The organism is Lysobacter sp. A378 (assembly GCF_054052125.1).
In genome coordinates this window covers 414,541-436,059 of sequence record NZ_JBSVRK010000001.1, presented here as the reverse complement: position 1 = coordinate 436,059, position 21,519 = coordinate 414,541, and the positions used below count along the sequence as shown (strand labels likewise).

Annotated in this window: 19 protein-coding genes and 1 tRNA gene; 7 read left to right on the top strand and 13 right to left on the bottom strand. The window is 67.1% G+C overall.

Annotated features, from left to right (window positions below; translation table 11 throughout):
* Positions 1-65: 65 nt before the first annotated feature.
* Together ACW7G1_RS01860 and ACW7G1_RS01855 are read left to right on the top strand one after the other, a co-directional pair.
* On the top strand, positions 66-1,322 hold the full coding sequence (locus ACW7G1_RS01860) for an acetyl-CoA hydrolase/transferase family protein (protein WP_456978065.1): 1,257 nt from the start codon (positions 66-68) through the stop codon (positions 1,320-1,322).
* A 41-nt stretch (positions 1,323-1,363) separates the two neighbouring features.
* On the top strand, positions 1,364-2,110 hold the full coding sequence (locus ACW7G1_RS01855; RefSeq protein WP_456978064.1) for a GntR family transcriptional regulator: 747 nt from the start codon (positions 1,364-1,366) through the stop codon (positions 2,108-2,110).
* A gap of 17 nt (positions 2,111-2,127) precedes the next feature.
* Here ACW7G1_RS01855 and ACW7G1_RS01850 read toward each other — a convergent pair whose 3' ends face one another.
* On the bottom strand, positions 2,128-2,319 hold the full coding sequence (locus ACW7G1_RS01850; protein WP_456978063.1) for a hypothetical protein: 192 nt from the start codon (positions 2,317-2,319) through the stop codon (positions 2,128-2,130).
* On the bottom strand, positions 2,316-3,866 hold the full coding sequence (locus tag ACW7G1_RS01845) for an FAD-dependent oxidoreductase (RefSeq protein WP_456978062.1): 1,551 nt from the start codon (positions 3,864-3,866) through the stop codon (positions 2,316-2,318). Before ACW7G1_RS01845 ends, ACW7G1_RS01850 begins: the two co-directional genes overlap by 4 nt.
* 109 nt (positions 3,867-3,975) lie before the next feature.
* On the opposite strand from ACW7G1_RS01845, the gene ACW7G1_RS01840 reads away from it, so the two are divergent.
* A complete protein-coding gene (locus ACW7G1_RS01840; RefSeq protein ID WP_456978061.1) occupies positions 3,976-4,890 on the top strand; it encodes a LysR family transcriptional regulator in 915 nt (304 codons plus the stop codon).
* A gap of 5 nt (positions 4,891-4,895) precedes the next feature.
* Here ACW7G1_RS01840 and ACW7G1_RS01835 read toward each other — a convergent pair whose 3' ends face one another.
* The 5 genes from ACW7G1_RS01835 to dtd all read right to left on the bottom strand — a co-directional run bounded on the left by ACW7G1_RS01835 (position 4,896) and on the right by dtd (position 11,166).
* Positions 4,896-6,452: an FAD-binding oxidoreductase gene (locus tag ACW7G1_RS01835; protein ID WP_456978060.1), complete on the bottom strand. Its 1,557-nt coding sequence runs from the start codon at positions 6,450-6,452 to the stop codon at positions 4,896-4,898.
* 57 nt (positions 6,453-6,509) lie between these two features.
* Positions 6,510-8,108, bottom strand: coding sequence for an alpha/beta fold hydrolase (locus ACW7G1_RS01830; RefSeq protein ID WP_456978059.1), 1,599 nt, complete (start codon positions 8,106-8,108; stop codon positions 6,510-6,512).
* Positions 8,109-8,487: 379 nt separating this feature from the next.
* Positions 8,488-8,563: transfer RNA gene (locus ACW7G1_RS01825), tRNA-Ile, on the bottom strand.
* A gap of 83 nt (positions 8,564-8,646) precedes the next feature.
* Positions 8,647-10,623 (bottom strand): RNA polymerase sigma factor RpoD, encoded by a 1,977-nt coding sequence (gene rpoD, locus ACW7G1_RS01820; protein WP_456978058.1) that lies wholly within the window; start codon positions 10,621-10,623, stop codon positions 8,647-8,649.
* 102 nt (positions 10,624-10,725) lie between these two features.
* Positions 10,726-11,166: a D-aminoacyl-tRNA deacylase gene (gene dtd / locus ACW7G1_RS01815; protein WP_456978057.1), complete on the bottom strand. Its 441-nt coding sequence runs from the start codon at positions 11,164-11,166 to the stop codon at positions 10,726-10,728.
* A gap of 50 nt (positions 11,167-11,216) precedes the next feature.
* On the opposite strand from dtd, the gene ACW7G1_RS01810 reads away from it, so the two are divergent.
* From ACW7G1_RS01810 to ACW7G1_RS01800, 3 genes are all read left to right on the top strand, one after another.
* The gene (locus ACW7G1_RS01810) at positions 11,217-12,158 is read left to right on the top strand and encodes a lauroyl acyltransferase (RefSeq protein ID WP_456978056.1); all 942 of its coding nucleotides are present in this window, start codon (positions 11,217-11,219) and stop codon (positions 12,156-12,158) included.
* Between the two features lie 56 nt (positions 12,159-12,214).
* Positions 12,215-12,757: a PH domain-containing protein gene (locus tag ACW7G1_RS01805; RefSeq protein WP_456978055.1), complete on the top strand. Its 543-nt coding sequence runs from the start codon at positions 12,215-12,217 to the stop codon at positions 12,755-12,757.
* A gap of 85 nt (positions 12,758-12,842) precedes the next feature.
* Positions 12,843-14,297 carry a PH domain-containing protein gene (locus ACW7G1_RS01800; protein ID WP_456978809.1) on the top strand — a complete coding sequence of 485 codons (1,455 nt, stop codon included), beginning with the start codon at positions 12,843-12,845 and terminating at the stop codon, positions 14,295-14,297.
* A gap of 1 nt (position 14,298) precedes the next feature.
* Here the strand turns inward: ACW7G1_RS01800 and ACW7G1_RS01795 are convergent, their stop codons facing one another.
* From ACW7G1_RS01795 to def, 6 genes are all read right to left on the bottom strand, one after another.
* Positions 14,299-15,315, bottom strand: a complete 1,017-nt coding sequence (locus ACW7G1_RS01795; protein ID WP_456978054.1) for a glycosyltransferase family 4 protein — start codon at positions 15,313-15,315, stop codon at positions 14,299-14,301.
* Positions 15,315-16,352, bottom strand: coding sequence for a CDP-glycerol glycerophosphotransferase family protein (locus ACW7G1_RS01790; protein WP_456978053.1), 1,038 nt, complete (start codon positions 16,350-16,352; stop codon positions 15,315-15,317). Before ACW7G1_RS01790 ends, ACW7G1_RS01795 begins: the two co-directional genes overlap by 1 nt.
* Positions 16,352-17,314, bottom strand: a complete 963-nt coding sequence (locus tag ACW7G1_RS01785; protein ID WP_456978052.1) for a glycosyltransferase — start codon at positions 17,312-17,314, stop codon at positions 16,352-16,354. Before ACW7G1_RS01785 ends, ACW7G1_RS01790 begins: the two co-directional genes overlap by 1 nt.
* Before the next feature lie 12 nt (positions 17,315-17,326).
* Positions 17,327-18,619 (bottom strand): 16S rRNA (cytosine(967)-C(5))-methyltransferase RsmB, encoded by a 1,293-nt coding sequence (gene rsmB / locus ACW7G1_RS01780; RefSeq protein ID WP_456978051.1) that lies wholly within the window; start codon positions 18,617-18,619, stop codon positions 17,327-17,329.
* Positions 18,620-18,650: 31 nt separating this feature from the next.
* Positions 18,651-19,571: a methionyl-tRNA formyltransferase gene (gene fmt / locus ACW7G1_RS01775; RefSeq protein ID WP_456978050.1), complete on the bottom strand. Its 921-nt coding sequence runs from the start codon at positions 19,569-19,571 to the stop codon at positions 18,651-18,653.
* Positions 19,572-19,680: 109 nt separating this feature from the next.
* Entirely contained in the window at positions 19,681-20,193 is a 513-nt protein-coding gene (gene def, locus ACW7G1_RS01770) for a peptide deformylase (RefSeq protein ID WP_456978049.1), read from the bottom strand.
* A 170-nt stretch (positions 20,194-20,363) separates the two neighbouring features.
* Between def and ACW7G1_RS01765 the strand changes: the two genes are divergently transcribed.
* Positions 20,364-21,518, top strand: a complete 1,155-nt coding sequence (locus tag ACW7G1_RS01765; RefSeq protein WP_456978048.1) for a LysM peptidoglycan-binding domain-containing protein — start codon at positions 20,364-20,366, stop codon at positions 21,516-21,518.
* Position 21,519: the final 1 nt, after the last annotated feature.

The window sequence follows — 21,519 nt, the reverse complement described above, 5'->3', positions numbered from 1 at the left end:
TGATCACGATTCCGCAGACCGCAAACGCCATGTGGCTGTCTCGCAACCCACCCCCACGATAAAGCTTGAACAACCCCGTGCCCGAACTGCTCAATGCCAGCACCATCTTCGACTATCTGCGCCCCGGCGCGGAGGTGTACACGCCCGGTTGCGCTGGCCATTCGCTGTTGTTCGAGTCCTGGTTGCGGCAGGCCCCGGAGCGCTGTGCGCAATTGCGCTTCACCGGCGTGCACATCCCCACCGTCAACCGGTTCGACTTCGCCGGACTGCACCCGCAGGCACGCCAGCGCACGATCTTCCTGAGCAGCGAACTGCGCGAATCCTGGCTGGCGGGCCGGGTCGATTACCTGCCGATGAGCTATTCGGCCACCTGGCAATGGCTGGCCGAGGACGCGCGCTTCGATGTCGCCCTGATCCAGGTCGCGCCGCCGGACGACGACGGTCAGTGCTCGCTCGGGATCGCCTGCGACTTCACTCCCGCCGCCTGGCCGCGCGCGACGAAGGTGTTGGCCCATATCAATCCGCGCATGCCGCGCACGCACGGGCCATCGATTCCATGGTCGCGCATCGATGCGGCGATCGAGCACGACAGCCCGTTGCTGGAAGTCCCCGACTCGCCGGCCGACCCGGTGATGGACGCGGTGGCCGAGCGGGTTGCGGAACGGGTGCCGGACCGCGCGTGCCTGCAGCTCGGCCTGGGCCGCCTGCAGTCGGCGGTACTGCGCGCGCTGCGCGGCCGTCGGGGCCTGCGACTGCATACCGGGATGGTCTCTGATGGACTGCTCGGATTGATCGAGGCCGATGCACTAGCACCCGCGCCCGACGCGGTGGTCGCCGGCGTCGCGCTGGGCAGCCAGGCGTTGTATGACGCGGTGGCCGGACGGGTTCAGTTCCGCGACGTCGGCCACACCCATGACCACGGCGTGTTGCGCGCCATCCCGCGGATGACGGCGATCAACAGCGCGCTGTCGGTCGACCTGCTGGGACAGGTCAACGGCGACTGCCTCAACGGCCGCCAGATCAGCGGTGTCGGCGGCCTGCCGGACTTCCTGCGCGGCGCGCGGCAGGCACCCGACGGACGCGGCATCATCGCGCTGCCGGCAGCCACGCCCAAGGGCCAAAGCCGGATTGTGTCAATGTTGCCTGCGGGTCCGGTCAGCGTGGCGCGGATCGACGCCGACTGCATCGTGACCGAGCATGGGGTAGCGGACGTGCGGCACCTGGACATGCACGCCCGCGCCCGCGCCATCATCGCGATCGCGGATCCTGCTCACCGCGAATCGCTGGAACGCGACTGGCACGACATCGCACAACGACTTTGACACGTACCTCTGCAGCCCGAACACCTGAAGGACTTTCCGGAATGACCGCAAACGCGAAGCAACGCAGCAAGCCCCGTTATGCCGAACTCGGTGATCTGCTGCAGGCGGGCATCGAACGTGGCGACTACCCGGTGGGCAGCCTGCTGCCTACCGAGCTGGAGTTGTGCGAGCGCTTCCAGGTCAGCCGGCATACCGCACGCGCCGCATTGACGCAGTTGATCACCGCCAAGCTGGTGCAGCGTCGACCGGGTTCGGGCACCCGCGTCATCGCTCAACGCGAGGCGATGCGTTACGAGCACGAGATCGACACCGTCGACTTGCTGATGCAGTACGGCAACACGACCCGGCTCAAGGTACTCACCGGCATCCGCGAGATTGCCGACGCGGCGATGGCGGCGCGGCTGGAGATCAGCAAGGGCAAGGAGTATCTGCACCTGGTGGGCCTGCGACTGGAGGAACCCAACCGCGAGCCGATTGCCGTCACCGAAATGCTCGTCCCCGTGCGCACCGGGGTGCCGGCCGACAAGCTGCTCGACCCGGCCACCGCAGCGCGCGCCGTGGCCAGCTTCCTGGACCCCGCGCGTCTGTCGCGGGTGGAGCAGGTGTTCGATGCGGCCTCATTCAGTGCCGACGAGGCCAAGTTGCTCGGGGTCAAACGCAGCGAGCCGGCGATGCGCGTGCAACGCCATTACCGCGACCCCACCGGACGACTGCTGATGCTGGCCATCAGCAAACATCCGCCGGGTCGCTTCGCCTACTCGATGGTGCTGTCGCGCAACCACCGCTGAGCGATTACCGCAGTTGTCTACTTGCGGAACAACAGCTTCAACACCGCCGGGCGCAATGCCATGCGCATCAGCTGGCGAAACTCGGCCGGGCTCAGACTGGTCGTGCACGGCAGCATTCCGGCGACGCCCTTCATCACCAGCAGGCCGTCCTGTGCATCGACCTCGTTGATGCGCACGTCCAGCTTCATCGCCGGGGTGACCACCTTCATGCCGGCACCTGCGCGCTTTGGTTTGCCGCCTCGCTCGCAGCCTGCCAGGACGTAAGCGCGACGATGCCGCGCCCCGCCGCGCGACCGGAGATCATCGCCTCGGTCAGGTAGGAGCCGTTCTGGTACAGGTCGGAGAACATCGAGCCCAGCTCGCCGGCCTCGTACAAACGCGGGATCGGTTTGCGGTCGTGGCCGAGCACCTCGGAATGGATATTGCGACGTGCGCCACCGCCGGTGCAGACGATCACCGGATCGACCTTGACCGCGTAGAACGGGCCTTGCGCGATCGGGTACAGCGTGTCCGGATTGCGGCTGAAATCGTTATCGCGTTGCTGCTCACAGGCGGCGTTGTAGCGCTCCACTGTCTGCTTCAACTTGGCCGGGTCGCGACCGATCTTCGCTGCCAGTTCCTCGATGGTGTCGGCCTGCTCGATCCAGCCCTTGGCGATCTCGGCGCTGTTGTCGTCGCTCCAACGGTAACCGCCGACCACCGGGTTCCAGCTCATCACCTCGACCACCAGCTTGTTGTGCTGGCAGGTCACGGCGTCAAAAATCATGTGCACCGGCTGGGCGCGGTAATGCGGGGTATCAACCCAGTGACCGTGCTTCTTTTCCTTGTAGTGGGTGAGCTGCAGTTCGGCGGTCTCGTTGTAGAACCGCACGGTCTCCGCGTCGATCTCGATCCAGCTGAAGCTCTGCCAGAAGAACGTGCGCAGGAACGCGCTGTCGAAACCCGGCGGCTTGAAGCCCGGCCAGATGCCACCGGACTGGCCCTGGTTGCGCAGGTGCCACAGGTCGGCGCCGGCCTTCTGCAGGATCTTGATGCCGTCGCCAGTGTTGTGCGGCGTGCCCAGCGGATGCGCCTCGGCCAGGCCGAAATAATTGCGTTGCATGTCCGCGTTGGCCTCGAAACCGCCGACCGCCATCACCACGCCGCGGTTGGCGCGGATCGCCTGGCGCTGGCCGTCAATCTCGACGATGACGCCGAAGACTTCCAGCGTGTCGGGATCCTGCACCAGGTCCTTGAGCGGGGTTTCGTAGGCGATCTGGATGCGCGGACGCAAACGGACGTTCTCGCGGAACGCCAGATACACGCCCGAAGGGATCGGCAGGATGGTGGCGGTGCAGTGCACGGCCTCGCGCGCGCCGAACTCGGGGAACTCCAGCACCGCATCGCGCTCGCTGAAACCGGTGCCGTGGATGTACTGGGCACCGGCCTGGGCGGCCCGCTCCTGGATCCACGGTTCCAGCGCGACCATCGCTTCCGACCACGGCACCAGCATGTCCTCCGGGATCGGGTTGGCGGTGCTCATCTTGCGCTGGTATTCGGCCAGCACCTCGGCGTTTTTCGAGATCAGCAGCGACTGGCCGGCCACCCGGCTGTTGCCGCCGGACTCGGCTTCCGGCGCCTTTTCAATGATCAGGATGCTCAGCGCCGGGTCGAGGTCATGCGCCTCGATCGCCGCGCACATCCCGGCCAGGCCGGAGCCGGCGATCACCAGATCGAATGTCTGGTCCCACTGCGTAACGGAAGACAGGCTGGCCATGGGATTCCTCATTGAATGGAGGGTCCGACTATCGCCAGCCGCCACCGCGAGCGCCAACCAATTCGCGGGCCATCCACAACCATGAGTTGTAATGTATTAGCCTTGGGCGATGGACCTTCGCCAGCTTCGTTACTTCCTCGCCGTCGTCGAACACGGCAGCTTCACCCGCGCCGCGGCGATGACCGGACGTACCCAGCAGGCCCTCAGCAAGGGCATCCAGGCGCTGGAGCAGCAACTCGGCGCGCGCCTGTTCGAGCGCGGCGCGCGCGAGGCGCGGCCAACCTCGGTAGGCCGCCTGTTGCTGGACCACGCGCGCGCTGCGGATGAAGCCGTGCGCAGTTTCGAGGACCGCCTGCAGGAGCTGCAGACCGGTGCCGAGGGCGAAGTCCGGATCGGCACCGGGCCGACCGCGGCGGGTTCGCTGGTGGCACCGGCAGTGCTGGCGCTACGCCAGCAGTGGCCGAAGATCGGCGTGCGGGTCAGCGGCGGGGTGCTGCCCGAACTGCTGCCGGCCCTGCTGGCACGCGAGATCGACGTGGTGATCGCGCTGGACACCATGAACCAGACCGACCCGCGCCTGCACCGCGACCTGCTGGTCCAGGACGAGTACCGGATCATGGCCAGCGCGCGGCATCCGCTCGCCGGCCGCACCGGCATCGTTGCCGCGGAACTGCTCGAACACCCGTGGGTGATGGGCCGACGGCTGGGCGCGGTGGAAGTCGAATTCCGCCAGCGTTTCGCCGATGCCGGCCTCGCCCCGCCGCCGCAGCCGGTGGAGTCCGCGTCGCTGGATTTTCTGCGTGGGCTGGTGCGCGAAGGCGGCTATCTCACCCTGCTGCCCGCACGCCTGGTCCACGCCGAGCTGGTATCGGGCGAATGGGTCTGCTTGAAAGCCCCCGGATTCCGCTGGCAGCGCCCGCTGATGATCTACACCCGCGACGGAGAACCGCAGTCAGCACCCCTCGCGCGACTGCTGCAGGCACTGCGCAACGCCGCCACGGACGTGCGCGCGTTGGACGAATAGGCCGCCTACCCCAGCACACCCGGATTCATCAGGCCCTTCGGATCGAGCTGGGCCTTGATCGCGTCCAGCATCGCCAGTGCGGCCGGGTCGCGGCCTTCGCGGTAGGTGTAGAACTTGCCGATCTGGAAGTTCGCGGCACCATGCGCGCGCATGGTGTCGGCGATCTTGCGCTTGAGCGCGTCGGCCGCGGCGCGGGCTTCCAGGTGCTCGCCGGGGCAGCCGATCTTGGCGCGATGGTCAGCATCAACGGTGCGCACGTGGAAGGCGTTGTGCGAGTCGGGCCAGTAAATGCACGGCTCGATCAAGGTGGCCTGCGCGCCGACGGTGGTCATCAGCGTGCCGATGAACAGCCCGTGCTTGTCCATCCCGGCCTTCTCGGCGGCGAACAGGTCCTGCAGCGCATCAAACAGTTCGGTGCTGCGCGAGTGCGGGACGATGGCGTGGATCGGTGCCCAGCGCTCGCCGGCGGAACCGAGCATCGAGTTCTTCGCCGCGAACGGGTTGGCCGCCATCACCTTCGGCACGCTGTTCTCCACCTCGTGGCCGAACGCCGCCACCGCCTTGCGGGCGGCCTCCACGCGCGCGGCGATCTCACCGGCCGAGTCGGCTTCCAACGTGATGTGCAACGTAAACAGTTCCGGATCGAGGAAGTCGCGGCCCTTGGTGACCAGCTTCAGGCCCTGCATCAGCCCGCCCTTGCGGATCACGTTGCCCAGCGTCTTGACGTCGGAGCCGAGGCTGGCCCGGCGCATGCGGATCTGCGACAGGCTGGGATCGAACGCGGCGACTTCCGACGCCAGGCCGGCGCGGGCCAGCGCGCCCATCGCACCCATCAGGCCGGCGGCGTCCTGGAACTGCCAGGACAGGTAGTCGATGTGTTTGTGCTTTGGCAGCAGCCGCAGGCTCGCGCGCACCTTGATGCCGAGCAGGCCGCAGTCACCGAGGAACACGCCGGTCAGGTCCGGGCCGTGCCAGCGGAAGAACGGCGCGGCATTGCCGGACGCGGCCGAGCCGGTGCGCAGGAGGTCGCCGTTGGCTGTGACCACCTCCACACCCAGCACCGCGTCGGCCGATGAGCCATAACGGCCCGAGCCATGGAACACGCTGCCCTGCGACAACGCCCCGCCGACGGTGGCGTGCGAGCCGGACATCGGGCCGAAGTACGGCGTGCGCACGCCCTTCGCATCCAGCGCCTGCCGCAGCGCTTCCCAGGTGACGCCGGCCTCGACCACCACATAGGCGTCCTCGACGTTGATCTCCACCACCTGGTTCAGGCCGGTGGTGTCAACCAGCACCGTCGGTTGCCGGGTGGCCAGATAGCCGCCGGTGTAGCTCATGCCGCCACCGCGGGCGATCAGGGTCACCCCGGCCGCCGTCAGCTCCGCTACCGCGGCGGCAAGTTGCTGGGCGTCGTTGGGGCGCAATACGGCCAACAGGGGCTCGCCCTGCGAATAGACATCGGTGCCGAAGTATTCCAGCTCGATCGGGTCGGTGATGACACCGTCACCCCAGCGGGATTTCACCTGGGCGATGACGTTTTCGGGGGAAAGTGTGGTGCTCATGGGGGTGTCCTCGGATGTGAAGCCGGCCAGCGCACTGTGCGCTCGTGGCGGCAGTGGTCAGGAATGAATCAGGGCAGCTGCACGGCCCATATAGTCGTCAGGGGCTGCGGAATTTCCCGCTGCCAGCGGGACTCCCAGCGCGGCCAGTCTGGTCGCCAGTCCGGGCCAGGCGGCCTCGCGGAACATCGGCTCGCAACGCGCCCCCAGCCGCAACAACTCGACCACGTTGTCGTTGACCTGGCTCGGGGCCGGCGCGGCGACCAGGCGCCGGGCAGCCGCCGACGGGACCAGCCACGGCCACAGCAGATGCCGTTCGCGCTCCCACTGCCAGGCTTCATCCAGATGGCCGCCCGCACGCAGCACCCGCGGATCGGGCAGCTGCGCCAACAGGGTCACGGCTTCGTCCGCCTCCAGCAGCCACGGCCGGTGCAGCACGATCCGCTGCAGGCGCGCACCCAACTTGGCCGCCAATGCCGGCACGTAGCCGGCCGCCGCGCCGTGGCTTTCGATCGTGATCGGCAATCCGCCATCCGCAGCTTCCAGCGCCGCCAGGATCGCGGTGACCATGGTCTCCACGCCAAGGTGCGCATCCACCTCCGATGAGGCGCCGTGGCCGGGCAGGTCCGGCGCCACCACGGCCGCCGTGCCCACGTCCAGCGCACGCGGCGACAACGGCCGCTCGCCCGGCGAGTGCAACACCAGCCTCAACGATTCAACCCCGGTGCGCGCCCACACGGCGACGTCGCCCGCCGCGCAGGTGACGATGCGGCGCGACCAGTCGGTGCCGTCAGGTACGCCGACGCCGCTGCGCGTCAGGTCGGCCGCCGCTTCACCGGCCAGAACGCCGGCAAACAGCGTGTCCATGCGCGTATGCATGCCTGCGATGCCATTCTCCTCGACCTCCACCTGCACGTTGTCCGGCAGCACCGGCAGGCGCGGCAGGTGGGCGAGCAGTGGATCGCCGTGGCGGAACACCAGCAAGGAGGGCGGCTGCAGCTTGGACAGAAAGCCGTGCTCGACATGCCGGAACGCCGCGCCGTAACCGGCGCGGTACGCATCGCCGACCTCGAGCACATCCATCACCGCCTCGTGGGTACTGGCAGTGGTGTGCGGATCGATCGCCATCCCCGCCTGGGCGCTGCCGTCGTACCAGGGGAAAAAGTACTTCTGCTCACGCATCCGCGACCACAGCCAGCGCAGGTGCGAGCCGTCCCACGCCGGCTCGAACGGCGGCAGGTAGCGGTCACCATAGATCGCGCCTTCCTCCTGCGTGAAGGCCGCATAGCCATCCACCACCAGCGCGCTGACCCGGTCCGGATATGCCGCCGCAACCTGGGCGGCTACCAGGCCGCCGGTGTGCATGCCGAACACGGCGAAACGCGCGATCCCCAGCGCGTCCAGCACCTCCACCGTGGCCTGTCCGAGATCGGCGATGGACGGTTTCGCAACCGCGAGCGGATCAGAGTAGCCAAACCCCGGGGTGTCCGGCGCGATCACCGTGTAGCGGCCGGCGAAGCGCACGATCATGTCCAGCCACATCCGCGAGTTCTGCGGTGATTGGTGCAGCAGCACCAGCGCCGGGCCGCTGCCGGCATGGCGCAGGTGTACGTGGCGCTCGCCGATGCGGACGAAGCGGCGCTGTACTGGCGTACTCATGGCGCCACCCGCACCAGCACCACAACCTGCCGTATCTGCTCATGTTCTGGGGGTGTAGCCATGCACCACTTCCTGGTCGTTCCGGGACGATCACGCAGTCGCGTCCGTTCCCGCAGCGCGCTCCCTACCGCTGCCCGAAAGAGGAATCAGTGCGGTAAAAAGCCGGCGTTAATTGTCCGGACATTTGTCAAGATACCCGGATTATCTTCGCTCGCCAACGGTGACGTCTCGATGGCCCAGCAGTCTGGCTGATCGGTGGGATCCGGACGCCAATCCTTTCCAGCAGGTCGGTGGACACGGGCAAGGGCGCGAGCAGCCAAGACATTTCCGAACTGCACCAAGCCGCGTTGGATCAATCACACGGGCTTGGCAGTTCAGTTGGTGGGCCCACCAGGACTCGAACCTGGAACCAAAGGATTATGAGTCCTCTGCTCTAACCATTGAGCTATGGGCCCGCATCGCGGAGTGCAATTGTAGCCTGCGGAAAAGCGAAGCCCCGCACTTGGCGGGGCCTCGGGTAGTTCCGGGATTGCGGGGCTTACTCGATATCGAGGAAGCTGCGCAGTTGCTCCGAGCGGGTCGGGTGACGCAATTTGCGCAACGCCTTCGCCTCGATCTGGCGGATCCGCTCGCGGGTGACATCGAACTGCTTGCCGACTTCCTCGAGGGTGTGGTCGGTGTTCATGTCGATGCCGAAGCGCATGCGCAGCACCTTGGCCTCACGCGGGGTCAGGCCGGACAGCACGTCGCGGACGGTCTCGGTCAGGTTGATGTTGACCGTCGCCTCCACCGGGGACTCCACGTTGGTGTCCTCGATGAAATCGCCCAGATGGGAGTCCTCGTCGTCGCCGATCGGGGTCTCCATGGAGATCGGTTCCTTGGCGATCTTCATCACCTTGCGAACCTTGTCCTCGGGCATCTCCATTTCTGCGGCCAGCTCTTCCGGCGTGGCTTCGCGGCCGTACTGCTGGAGCATCTGGCGCGAGATCCGGTTGAGCTTGTTGATCGTCTCGATCATGTGCACCGGGATGCGGATGGTGCGTGCCTGGTCGGCAATCGAGCGCGTGATCGCCTGGCGGATCCACCAGGTGGCGTAGGTCGAGAACTTGAAGCCGCGGCGATGCTCGAACTTGTCGACCGCCTTCATCAGGCCGATGTTGCCTTCCTGGATCAGGTCGAGGAACTGCAGGCCGCGGTTGGTGTACTTCTTGGCGATCGAGATCACCAGGCGCAGGTTGGCCTCGACCATCTCGCGCTTGGCCTTGCGGGCCCGGGTCTCGCCATAGGCCATGGTGCGGCTGATGTCGCGCAGGTCGCCCAGGGTCATGCGCATCGCCAGCTCGGTGGCAATGGTGGCCTCCTGCTCGGCGATGATCTGGTCCTTGACGTCACGCAGGCCGGAGGCCCACTTCTGCTTGCGCTTGAGCAGCTCGTCGACCCACTCCAGGTTGGTCTGGTTGCCATCCCAGGAGCGGATGAAGTCCTTGCGCGGCATCTTGGCGACGCGGGTCGACAGGTCCAGGATCCGGCGCTCGTGGCGCTTGATCTCGGCCTGGGTGTCGCGCATGTTCTGCACCAGCGCATCGATCAGCGGCAACGGCAGCTTGAGGGTGACGAACACTTCGGCCATGTCCTCGCGCAGCTTGGTCACGGACTTGTGGCTCGGGCCGTGCTTGGCGTAGGCCTTCTCGAACTTGGCGTACAGCCCGCTCAGGTACTCGAAGCGACTGGTGACCTCGGCCGGATTCGGGCCGGTCGGGCCGTCATCGGCGACGTCCTCGTCATCCTCGTCCTCGTCGTCATCTTCGTCGGCATCGTCATCACTGCCCTTTTCGGCCTGCCTGGCCGCTTCCCTTGCTTCCTTGGCGGCCTGCTTTGCGGCCCGCGCCTCTTCCCTTGCGGCCCTGGCGTCCAGCTCCTCTTGCCGTTCTTCCGGGCTGATCGACATCGCCTCACGCGGCGGCGGCGCCACGGTCGGGTCGTTGAGCTGATCCAGGAAGCCAACCAGCAGCTCGGCCAGGCGCTTCTTGCCCGCCTTGTGCAGCTCGTAATCCTGCAGGATCAACTCGATCGTGCCCGGGAACAGGCCGGCCGAAGCCTGGACCTGGTTCAGGCCATCTTCGATGCGTTTGGCGATCTCGATCTCGCCCTCGCGGGTCAGCAGGTCGACCGTGCCCATCTCGCGCATGTACATGCGCACCGGGTCGGTGGTGCGACCACCTTCGGCGTCGAGACTGGTCAATGCGGCCGCAGCTTCCTCGGCGGTGCTTTCGTCCACCTCGCGGGCACTGGCGCTGCTGTCGCCAATCGACAGCGTGTCGGCATCGGGTGCAACTTCGTGCACTTCGATGCCCATGCCGTTGATCATCGCGATGACGTCTTCGATCTGCTCTGCATCGACGATATCGTCGGGCAGGTGGTCGTTGACCTCCGCGTAGGTCAGGTAGCCTTGTTCCAGGCCCTTGCTGATCAGCGATTTGATATCGGACTGGGGAGCCTGACGTTCGTTTGCCATACGGCTGCGCCACCATGTAATGGGGAGGAAGGAACCTTCTATTATACCAGTGTCTGCCGCCACCGCCTGAAAGCAAGCTGTGGCAGGGGATGGCGCCGGGGATCAGGCCCGAAGGAGGAAGCTGACCGGGCCATCATTGACCAGACCTATCACCATATGGGCACCGAAGCGGCCGGTTTCCACCCCTGCAGGGTGCCGGGCCCGGCAGGTTTGCAGCAATTGGTTGAACACCGGTTCAGCCAGATCGGGCGCTGCGGCGGTGCTGAAGCCCGGCCGCATGCCACTGGAGGTATCCGCGGCCAGGGTGAACTGGCTGACCAGCAACAATCCACCCCCGGTATTGCCCAGGCTCAGGTTCATGCGGCCCTGCTGGTCGGCAAACACCCGGTAGCCAAGCAGCCGCTCCGCCATCCGCGCGACCTGCGCGCCGCCGTCCCCGGGTTCAATGCCGACCAGCGCCAGCAAGCCCGGGCCGATGGCCCCGATCAACTCACCGTCGACGTGGACGCTGGCCTGGGTGACGCGCTGGATGAGGGCAAGCATCGGCACACGATACCGACCGTGACGTGGCCGGGGTAGCTACACTGCCGCCGATGACGACTTTTGTTGCCCACTTGCTTTACCTGATGGCCGCCGCGCTGACCCGGCTGCCATGGCGGTGGCTGTATCGGCTGGGTGACGCGTTGGCGGCGCGAAGCCTGCGCGCCAACAGCTGCGCAGCGCGGGTGACCGCATGCAACCTGGCCTTGGCCTACCCCGAGTTGCTACCCGCTCAGCGCGACCAGCTGCGTCAATCGATCCTGCGCAATACGGCACGGCAACTGGTCGAGACGCTGCGGCTGTGGACCCGCCCGCATGCGGAGAACCTCGCCCTGATCAGCGAGATGCACGGGGAGGAACACCTGGATGCCGCACTCGCGACCGGCAAGGGCGTCATCATCGCCGCGCCGCATCACGGCAACTGGGAGCTGTTGAACCAGTGGCTCGCCTCGCGCACGCCGCTGGCGATCCTGTACGCGCCGCCGGACTCGGCGATTGGCGAGGCGTTCCTGCAACGGGTGCGCGCCGATGACGGGGCTGCCGCGCGGGTTACCCAGGTCCGCGCCGAAGGGGCGGGGGTGCGCCAGTTGTTCAAGCGACTGGCCCGTGGCGGCGTGGTCGGCATCCTGCCCGACCAGCAGCCCAAGCTGGGCGACGGCGAGTTCGGCCCGTTCTTCGGCGTCGAGGCCCTGACCATGACCCTGCTCGGCCGGCTCGCCGCACGCAGCGGCGCCACGGTGGTGGTCGCCTGGTGCGAACGGATCGACGGTGGCACCGGCAACGAGGGGCCCCGGTTCGCCCTGCATATCGTGCCGGCGCCCGCCGCAGTGGCCGACCCCGACCCCAAAGTCAGTGTCACTGCGCTCAACGCCGCCATCGAGCGCGTTGCACGGCGCGACCCGGCGCAGTACCAATGGACCTACAAACGTTTCTCGCGGCAGCCATCCGGTAGCGGCGAGGAGAATCCGTACTGGCCGGAGTGCTACCGGCGCTAGCGTAGGCCGGCGCCACCACGGCCAACCAGGGGAATCCCGATGCACAGGCACTCACGATGAGCCACGACCCGGCGATCGGACCGGTCGAACCCGTTGATTCTCCTGATCGGCCCGGGCGACCGGACGTGTCCGCGTGGCAGCCATTACCGCCGCGCTCGCGGGCGTTGTTCCTGCTCGGCACGGTGCCCGCGCTCGCGCTGGCGGGATTGGCCCCCTTCACGGTGATCGCCGCCGTTATCGAGTTGTCCTTGGCTGCGACGATCGCCAACGCGGCGCTGGGGGCGGCACTGGGCGGCGGATTCGGCCTGTGGCTGGGCTTGAAGCAATACCGCCACACGTTCTGGCGACTCGATGAAAACGGCTTGGCGCTGCGCCGTGGGAAACTGTGGCAACACGAGACCCGGGTGCCGGCGAGCCGGGTCCAACACCTGGACATCAAGCGCGGCCCGCTGCAACGCCGCCGCCAGCTGGCGACACTGGTCGTCCACACCGCCGGCACCCGCCACAGCGCGGTGACCGTGCCCAACCTGGACGCCGACGATGCCGAGCGGCTACGTGATCGCCTCGGCCATCAGATCGACGACGGCGACGATGACTGACACCGAACCAGGCGACACACCGCGCCACACCCCGGCGGAGACCTCGCTGGACAACGCCAGCGACGTCGAGCACCGGCTGCACCCGATGTCGTGGTTGTTCGTGCTGCTGGCACAGCTCAGGCAATTCATCGTGCCGCTGCTGGCCCTGCTGGTATTCGGCGGTGGCGGCTCCAGCGGCTACGGCGACAGCGCGTGGTGGCCATTGATCGGCGTCGGCGCGCTGGCGCTGGTGTCGCTGTGGCACTACTTCACCTACCGCTACCGCGTCGGCGAGGATGCGTTGGTGGTGCGCAGTGGCCTGCTCGAGCGCAGCCTGCGGGTGATCCCGTTTTCCCGCATCCACAATGTCGCCTTGCAGCAATCACTGCTGCATCGGTTTTTCGGCGTCGCCGAGGTACGGCTTGAATCGGCCGGCGGCACCAAGCCCGAGGCCGAGATGCGTGTGCTCAAGCTCGACGATGCGTTGGCGCTTGAGGCACTGGTGCGCCGCCGTGCCCGCTCCGGCGCCGGCACAATCGCGCCCACAGCTACAACGGCCCGCGCCACGTTGCTGGAGCTGCCAATGGGTGAGGTGTTGCGGCTGGGACTGGTGTCCAACCGCGGGCTGATCCTGCTGGCGGCGGCATTCGGCGGTATCACCCAGTTCAACGGTGAGCTGGTGCCACGCGTGTTCGAGCAATGGGGCGAGACGTTGTTTGGCTGGGCCGGCGAGCGCCATTTTGGCGCGGCCGAGTTTGCACTCGCCGCGGTCAGTCTGGTGCTGCTGGTGGTGCTGCTGTTGCGGCTGCTGTCGGTCGCCCTGGCGTTGCTGCAGTACTACGGCTTCCGGCTCAGCGAGCAGGATCGCCGGCTGACCGTCGAACGCGGCCTGCTGGGCCGCTGGCGCACCAGCGCATCACGCCGCCGGATCCAGGCGGGAATCCTGCACGAGGGGTTGATGCACCGCTGGCTGGGGCGGCAATCGTTGAAGGTCGACACCGCCGTGGCCGAGCAGCAAAACCGGTCGCGTGCGTTGCGCGATATCGCGCCCATTGCCACGCCGCGACAATGCGCCGACCTGATCCACAATCTGCTGCCGCGCGGGCAGTGGGACCAGCTCGACTGGCAGCCGGTGCCGGTGATCAGCTGGCTGCGTCGATGGCTGCCGTCATTGCCGCTGACATTGCTGGCCGCTGCGCTGCTGGGATGGGAATTTGGCCGCTGGGGCTTGCTCGCGCTGGCGTGGCTGCCGTGGGCCGCCTTCAAGGCACGGCGACGAGCGGCGTGGGCCGCCTGGGCGCTGGGCGACGAGCTGGTCGCGGTGCGCGAGGGTTGGCTGGACCGGCATTGGCGGTTTGCCGAGATCGACAAACTGCAGGCGCTGCTGTTGTCGCGCAATCCGCTGGACCGCTATTGCGGTACCGCTTCGGTGTGGCTGGACACCGCCGGTGCCGGCGCGACGTCGCTGCCGTTGCGGATCCGGTTCGTGCCCGAAGCCCAGGCGGTGGCAATTTACCAACGACTGTCCGGTGAGTTGGCGCATCGACGGCTGCGCTGGTGATTCAGCCGCCGCGCAGGCGCGCCAGCCCATCACGGTAGAACGCCTCAACCTGCGCCAGTTTGGCGTCGATCCGGAACCCGTCCATCGGGTAAGCCATCCGCTGCTGGCCCTGCGCGCACATTTGTTGCAGGCTCCCGGCCAACGCGTCCGCATCGTCAATCGGCACCAGCGCGGACCGCAGTTGCGCGGACAGGTGCTGGGCGCCCTGGCTGGCCGTCGCGACGATCGGCAGGCCCGCTTCCATCGCTTCCAGCAACACCAGCCCGAAGGGTTCACGCCGGGCGGCACTGACGAAGCCGTCAAACGCGGACAGCCAGTCTTCCGGCCGCTCCGCGAAACCGGGCATCAACACCCCGGCGCCCGCCTGCTTTCGCACGGTCTTCCAGGCACTCCCCTGACCGACGATGGCCAGGCGTGCGTTCGGCAAGTCAGCGCGCTGGAACGCCTCCACCAGCACATCCAGTCCCTTGCCCGGCTCGACCCGACCCAAGGCGCCGATCAGGAAGGTGTCGTCGCTGATGCCGTGCTCGGCGCGCAACCGGGCGCGTGCGCCGGCGCCAGGCGGGCGTGGCAGGGTCCAGTTGTCGACCTGGACGGTGCGGTCTTGCAGCCCATCGGGGATGTCGGCCAGTTGCCACGGCGCGATCGCAATCAGGCCATCCAGCGGCGCGTGCTGGCGCGGCTTGTAGCGGATGTGCAGGGTCGCGACGCGCAGGCAGCCGTCGACGTCCAGGCCATGCAGCGCGCGCGATCCGGCGCTCAGGTGGGCGTGGGCGACGTCGGGCCGCAAGCGCCGCAGCAGCCGTCGCGCCTGCAGTGACGGCAACAGGTTCCCGACCACTTCGACCTTGACCCGCGGGTCCACCCGATGGGCTATGGCATCGGCGCGCCCGGCGGCACCATCACGACGCAGGAGCAGCGTCACCTCGTGCTGCGCCGACTGCGCGGCGGCCAGCTCCAGCGCGTGGCGCTCGCTGCCGGCAAAGCGGCTGGTCAGCAGCAGATGGACGATGCGCATTACTGCGGCCCCCAGTACTTCAGGCGACGACGGATCTTGGTCTTTCGCCACAGGTTGAGCGGTTTACGGCGCAGGCGGGCAACGCCGCCCTGGGCCAGGAAGTCGTCGACCGCGTCCAGCGTGCGTTCGCTGGAGCACCCATCCGGGTAAGGATGGAGGCGCTCGGCAAAGGCGCGGATCGCCGCCAGCAGCTCCGGCGGTCGTGACAATGCCCGTTCGATCGCCGGCTCGAACTGCGCCGGGTCGTTGATATCGATCAGCTGCGGCCCCGGCCGACGGTTGCGGAAGGTCACCACCGGCTTGCCGGTCAGCAGGAACTCGCTGAGCGCCGAGGAGGTGTCCGAGCACATCATGTCGACCTGCGGAAACAGCTCCAGGATGTTGTCGTTGTCGGCGAAACGCAGGTTCTCGTTCTCCAGCGCCCGGTACTTGGCGATGACCTGCGGGTCGGTCTTGGGATGCAGGCTGACAATCCAGCGCCAACGCCCGTCGCGCGACAGCCGCCGGACCTGGTCGTAAAGGATCGGCGCTGCACTCCAGGACGGCGAAAAGGTGGAGTGGTAGAGGATCACCGGAGGCTCGCGCACGGGTGGCAGCGGTCCCTCGATGGCCTTCAGGAACGGGTCGAGCTTCGGCCAGCCGGTCTCGGTGACCTTGAAGTAGCCCAGCTTGTCGGCGAGCGCCTGGAACGCCCGCGTGTCATCCGGGCCGGTCGTGCAGTACAGGTCGAAGAACGCGCGGATGTAGATGTGTCGCGGCTTGCCGGCATCGAAGCCGTGGAAGGTCTGGACCTTCACCCCGGGGAAGAAGTGCGGCAGGGCGTTGCTCGAAGTGAATATGGCGATCGGGTTCCAGTCGCGCACCTCGGCAACGCTGCTGAGCAGGCGCTCGCCTTCCACCAGCTCGTCGGCGCCGGTGCCGTCACTGTCGAAGAACCACGCCGCCTCGCCGCCGCGGGCACGGATGGCGTCCTGCAAGGGGCGCAGGATGGCCAGGGCGTAACGGACGGACCCGTAAAGCAGATAGCGTTTCGACATCAGGGCTCCCTTGCTTGTTCCACCAGACGTTGCCGGAACGCCAGATCCATCGCCTGGAAGCGCGAACGTGCGCGCGCGCCCATCGCCTCGCGCTCACTGGCGGGCAGCGCCAACAAATGATCCACCGCCTTGTCCACGCCATCGACGTCCACGTAGTAGCGCTTCGCCAGACCCAGTTGACCGACCCGGGCCGGCGCGATCAACACGCCATGGCCGGGCTCGATCAGCTCGTTCATCGGCTCGCCGTCAACCGTCACCGTCACCGCACCCACGCTCATCGCCTCGGCCAGGCAGTGCCCGAACCCTTCGGCCTCCGACGGAGAGATATGGAATGGATAGGTATTTTGCAGGCGCCGCAGCTCGTCGTCTTCGATGTGGCCGATACGGTGCTCGATATTGTCCGCGGCCGGGCCGGGGCGGGCGGTTTTCCTGCCTTGCACCACGACCAGTTTCGGCCAGTCCGGACGCCGCCTCCATGCCTCGAGGATCACCTCGGTGCCTTTGACCGGGCTGCGACCGGCCAGATGGAAGAACCCGGGTTGGCGCTGCACCGTGGCGTCCATGCGGTCATCGCAGGTGAAACCGATGAAGGCGGTCTGGCTGCCGAGATCGGCGAAGATCCGTTGGGCGTGGCGGGTCTTGCACAGCACCTGGTCAAAGCGTGGCAACACCGGCAACCACCGGTCCCGGAACCATTCCGGGTTGGGAATCAGCCAGTTGCGTTTCGCCAACCCCAGCGACAACGGATAGACATGCTCCAGCGAGATCTGCAGGTCGGCGCGACCTTGCCAGCTGCGTGCGACCCACATGCCCGCCTGGCGCAGGGTACGGATGCCTTTTTCATTGCCGAAGCCCACCACCTCGACAGTGTTGCCCGCCTCGGCGAGCAAGCCGGCGACCAGGGTCAGGTCGCGACTCAGACCGGCGCCGTTGTCACGGCCGAGGATGCGTACCAATGGCATGGCGGGCAGCCCTCAGGCCTTGCGCAAACGCGCGTAAAAGAACCCATCCATGCCGCCCTCGCCCGGCAGGCGTTGGCGGCCCGGTCCGCTGGCATGGCCAAAACACTCGTCGAGCGGCTCGGCGCTGGCATCCGGGGTGCGGGCGAGGAATGCCTCCACCTGCGCCTCGTTCTCGCTTTTGAGGATCGAGCAGGTGGCATACAGCAGCACGCCGCCGGGCGCGAGCGTTTGCCACAGTGCGTCGAGCAGGTTCGATTGCGTTTCGGCCAGGGTAACCAGGTCGGATTCACGCCGGTGTATCAGCACGTCGGGCTGGCGCCGGACGATGCCGGTCGCCGAACACGGCGCATCCAGCAGCACCGCATCGAACGGCACGCCATCCCACCACGTCGACAACGTCGTGGCATCGGCAGTGACCAGGCGTCCGCGTCCGGCAAGGCCAAGCCGCGCGAAACCGGTACGCATGCGGCGCAGGCGCGCGGCGTTGATCTCGACCGCCACCAGTGACAACGCCGGGTCGCGTTCGAGCAGGTGCGCGGCTTTTCCACCCGGCGCCGCACAGGCATCCAGCACCCGTGCACCCGGTGCCAGCGCGAGCGCATCGGCCACCTGTTGCGCCGACCCGTCCTGCACCGAGACCGCGCCAAGGTCGAAGTCCGGCAATGCCGCCACCGGCACGCCGACCTCCAGTCGCAGCGCATCGGGCAATGACGGATCGATGGCCACGTCCACCCCGGTTGCCCGCAAGCGCTCGGCGTAGGCGTCACGACTACCGCGCAGCGCGTTGACCCGCAGCCACATCGGCGCCGGCTTGGCGCTGGCTTCCAGTATTGCCGGGGTCTTGTCACCCCAGTCCTGCTGCAACCGGTCGCGCAACCACGGCGGCCAATGCGCGCCGGGATCGACGGCCGGCAAACCCTCACGCTGGGCGCGGCGCAACAGCGCATTGACCAGCCCGGCGTGATGCTCGTGTCCCAGCATCCGTGCCGCCTCGACCGTGGCGGCAACCGCCGCATGGGCGGGCAAGCCGAGCGGATCGAGCTGGGCGAAACCGGCGTACAACAAGGTGCGTACCTTGGCATCGCGCTTGGGCAGCGGACGCGAGAGGAACCTCGCCAACGCGGTCTCATACCGTTGCGGTTGGCGCAGCACGGCGAAACAGATGGCCTCGACCAGGGCACGGTCACGCGGATCCACCAGCGGTGGCAGGGCGACCGCCAGCTCGGCCTTCAGCGAGCGCCCGCGATGGAGCACCGCATCAAGCACGGTGGCGGCGATGGCGCGGGGTGCGGCGCCGTGACTCACGCCGGCTGCGCCACGGCGGCGGTCGCGGGGATCATCCGGTTCTCAGCTCGGCGCGGCCGTTGAGGTAATCGGCCGCGGTCATCGCCTTGCCGCCGTCGCGTTGCAACACCCGGATGCGCAGGGCGCCTTCACCGCAAGCGATATCCAGGCCATCGCGGCCGGCGGCCAGCAACGTGCCCGGCACCGCGTCGTGCGCCAACGGCAACGCGATCGCACCATGCAGGCGCAATCGTTCGCCGGCCACCTGCGCCTCGGCCATCGGCCACGGATTGAAGGCGCGCACCTTGTGGGCCAGCTCGACGGCCGGGCGCGACCAGTCCAGCCGGGCCTCGGCCTTGTCCAGCTTGTGCGCGTAGGTCACGCCGGTATCGGCCTGCGGCTGCGGTATCGGACGGATGCCGGCACGCAACAGGCCAAGGCCGTCAGCCAACACCTGCGCGCCCAGCTCCGCCAGGCGGTCGTGCAGCTGGCCACCGGTTTCGTCGCTACCGATATCCAGCGTCAGCGACAGCACCACCGGACCGGTGTCCAGGCCTTTGTCCATCTTCATCAGGCACACGCCGGTGCGCGTGTCATCGGCCTGGATGGCGCGCTGGATCGGTGCCGCCCCGCGCCAACGCGGCAACAGGGACGCATGCACGTTCCAGCAACCCTGGGTGGGGATGTCCAGCACCGCCTGCGGCAGGATCAGGCCGTAGGCCACCACCACCAGCAAGTCGGGCTTGAACGCGGCCAGCGCCTCGCGCGAGGCCGGCGACTTGAAGTTTTCCGGCTGCACCACCTCGATCCCGCTTGCCAACGCCTCGCGCTTGACCGGCGACGGCGCCAACCCGCGGCCACGTCCGGCAGGGCGGTCGGGCTGGGTATACACGGCGACCACTTCATTGCGCTGCGCGGCGGCGCGCAAGCTGGGCACAGCAAAATCCGGGGTACCGGCGAAGACGATTCTCATCGGGTCATCTTATCAGCCGACACGTTATCAGCCGGCACGGGAACGCCAGACGGTTTGGGCCTGGAACCATGCACTCCACCGGATCGTTCCATCGAGCGGCCTGCAATACCTACGCGGCGTTGCGGCGGGCCTTGGCGAGCTTCTTGCGCACCATCTCACGCTTGAGCGGTGACAGATAATCGACGAACAACTTGCCCAGCAGGTGATCCATCTCATGCTGCACGCAAACCGCCAGCAGGCCGTCGGTCTGCAACTCGAACGGCACTCCGTCGCGACCGATCGCCTCGACCGTGATCGCTTCGGCCCGGGTGACGTCGGCAAAGATGCCCGGCACCGACAGGCACCCTTCCTGATGGACCTGTTCCCCGTCGCGCGCGGTGATCTTCGGATTGATGAACACCATCGGCGTGTCACCTTCGTCGGACACGTCAATCACCATGAACCGCTGGTGGACGTCGACCTGACTGGCGGCCAGGCCGATGCCGGGGGCGTCGTACATGGTCTCGAACATGTCATCGAGCAATTGCTGGAATTGCGCGGAGACGATGCGGGCAGGATCGACATCGACAGCGACGGTGCGCAGTCGCGAATCGGGAAACTCCAGGATGGGTAGCTGGGCCATGGCTCTGAAAATGGGGGCGTGGGTCACATCCACAAGGTGTGGACCCATTATAACGTCTCAAATACACGCCGGACGCTTGCATTGGCGCGGTTCTTCTAGGCTATAGTGCCCCGTCCGCGTCGCTTTGTGACGTCAGGACGCACCTGCACGGGGAATCAGGTAAACCAATTATGTTGAAACCAATCCGCACGGCAATGGCCGTGGCGTTGCTGACGATTGCCACCTTTGCGATGGCCGCCGAAATTCGTGGCGACCACCCAGACACGTATGTCGTGCAAAAGGGTGACACCTTGTGGGATATCGCCGGGACTTTCCTGGACAAGCCATGGCTGTGGCCGGAGATCTGGCAGGCCAATCCACAGGTTGCCAATCCGCATCTGATTTATCCGGGCGATGTGCTGTCGCTGGCATATCTGAACCGCGTCACCGTCGCCGAGCCGGGGCCGCGCGCCGCCGCGCCGGTAACCGGGGTACCGCTGGCGCAGGTCGAGCCGTTCCTGAAAAACCTGCGCGTGGTCGATGAGATCGACAGCCTGCCCTATGTGGTCGGACTGGAAGAAGACCGGCTGCGCAGCGCGAAGGGCCAGGTCATCTACGTCAAGGGCCTTGCCCAGGCAACACCGGGCCAGCGTTATGCGGTCGTGCGGCCGACCCAGCGTTATACGCATCTGGACCGCGTCGCCTGCTGCGACCTGTTTGACGGCCAGGAGCTGGATAGCCGCGGTCGCCGCTCCGCCGATTTCGAGGGCTACTGGACCAATGCAGTGGTCCCCGACCAAGGCCAGGAAGTGCTCGGTTTCGAGCTGATGCAGCAGGCCACCGGCACGGTCACTCGCGGCGAAGTTGGCGGCATCGAGGCATCGACCGTGTTGCTGGACACCAGCGCCCGCGAGGTTCGCATCGGCGACCGGTTGATTCCGGTGGAAGCGCAGCCGTACGACCTGCAGTTCTTCCCGCATCCGCCGCGCCAGCAACTTGACTATGGGCGCGCGCAGGTGATGGCCGTGGCTGACCAGTTGCGTACCGGCGGCCCGCAGAGCGTGGTAGCGCTATCTGTCGGCGCCCGTGAAGGCATCGACAACGGCACCGTGTTCTCCAGTTGGCGGGTTGGCACCGAAGTGGCCGACCGGGTCACCACCAATGGCGATTGGGATCGCAGCGAGGACACCTTCGGTCGTAACGACCGGGTCCGGCTGCCCGATGAATTCGCCGGCCACCTGATGGTGTTCCGGACCTTCGACAAGGTCAGCTATGCACTGGTGATGGACGGTATCCGCCCGATCAAGGTCGGCTACGAGCTCAAGCATCCGGATGCGCCATACTGAC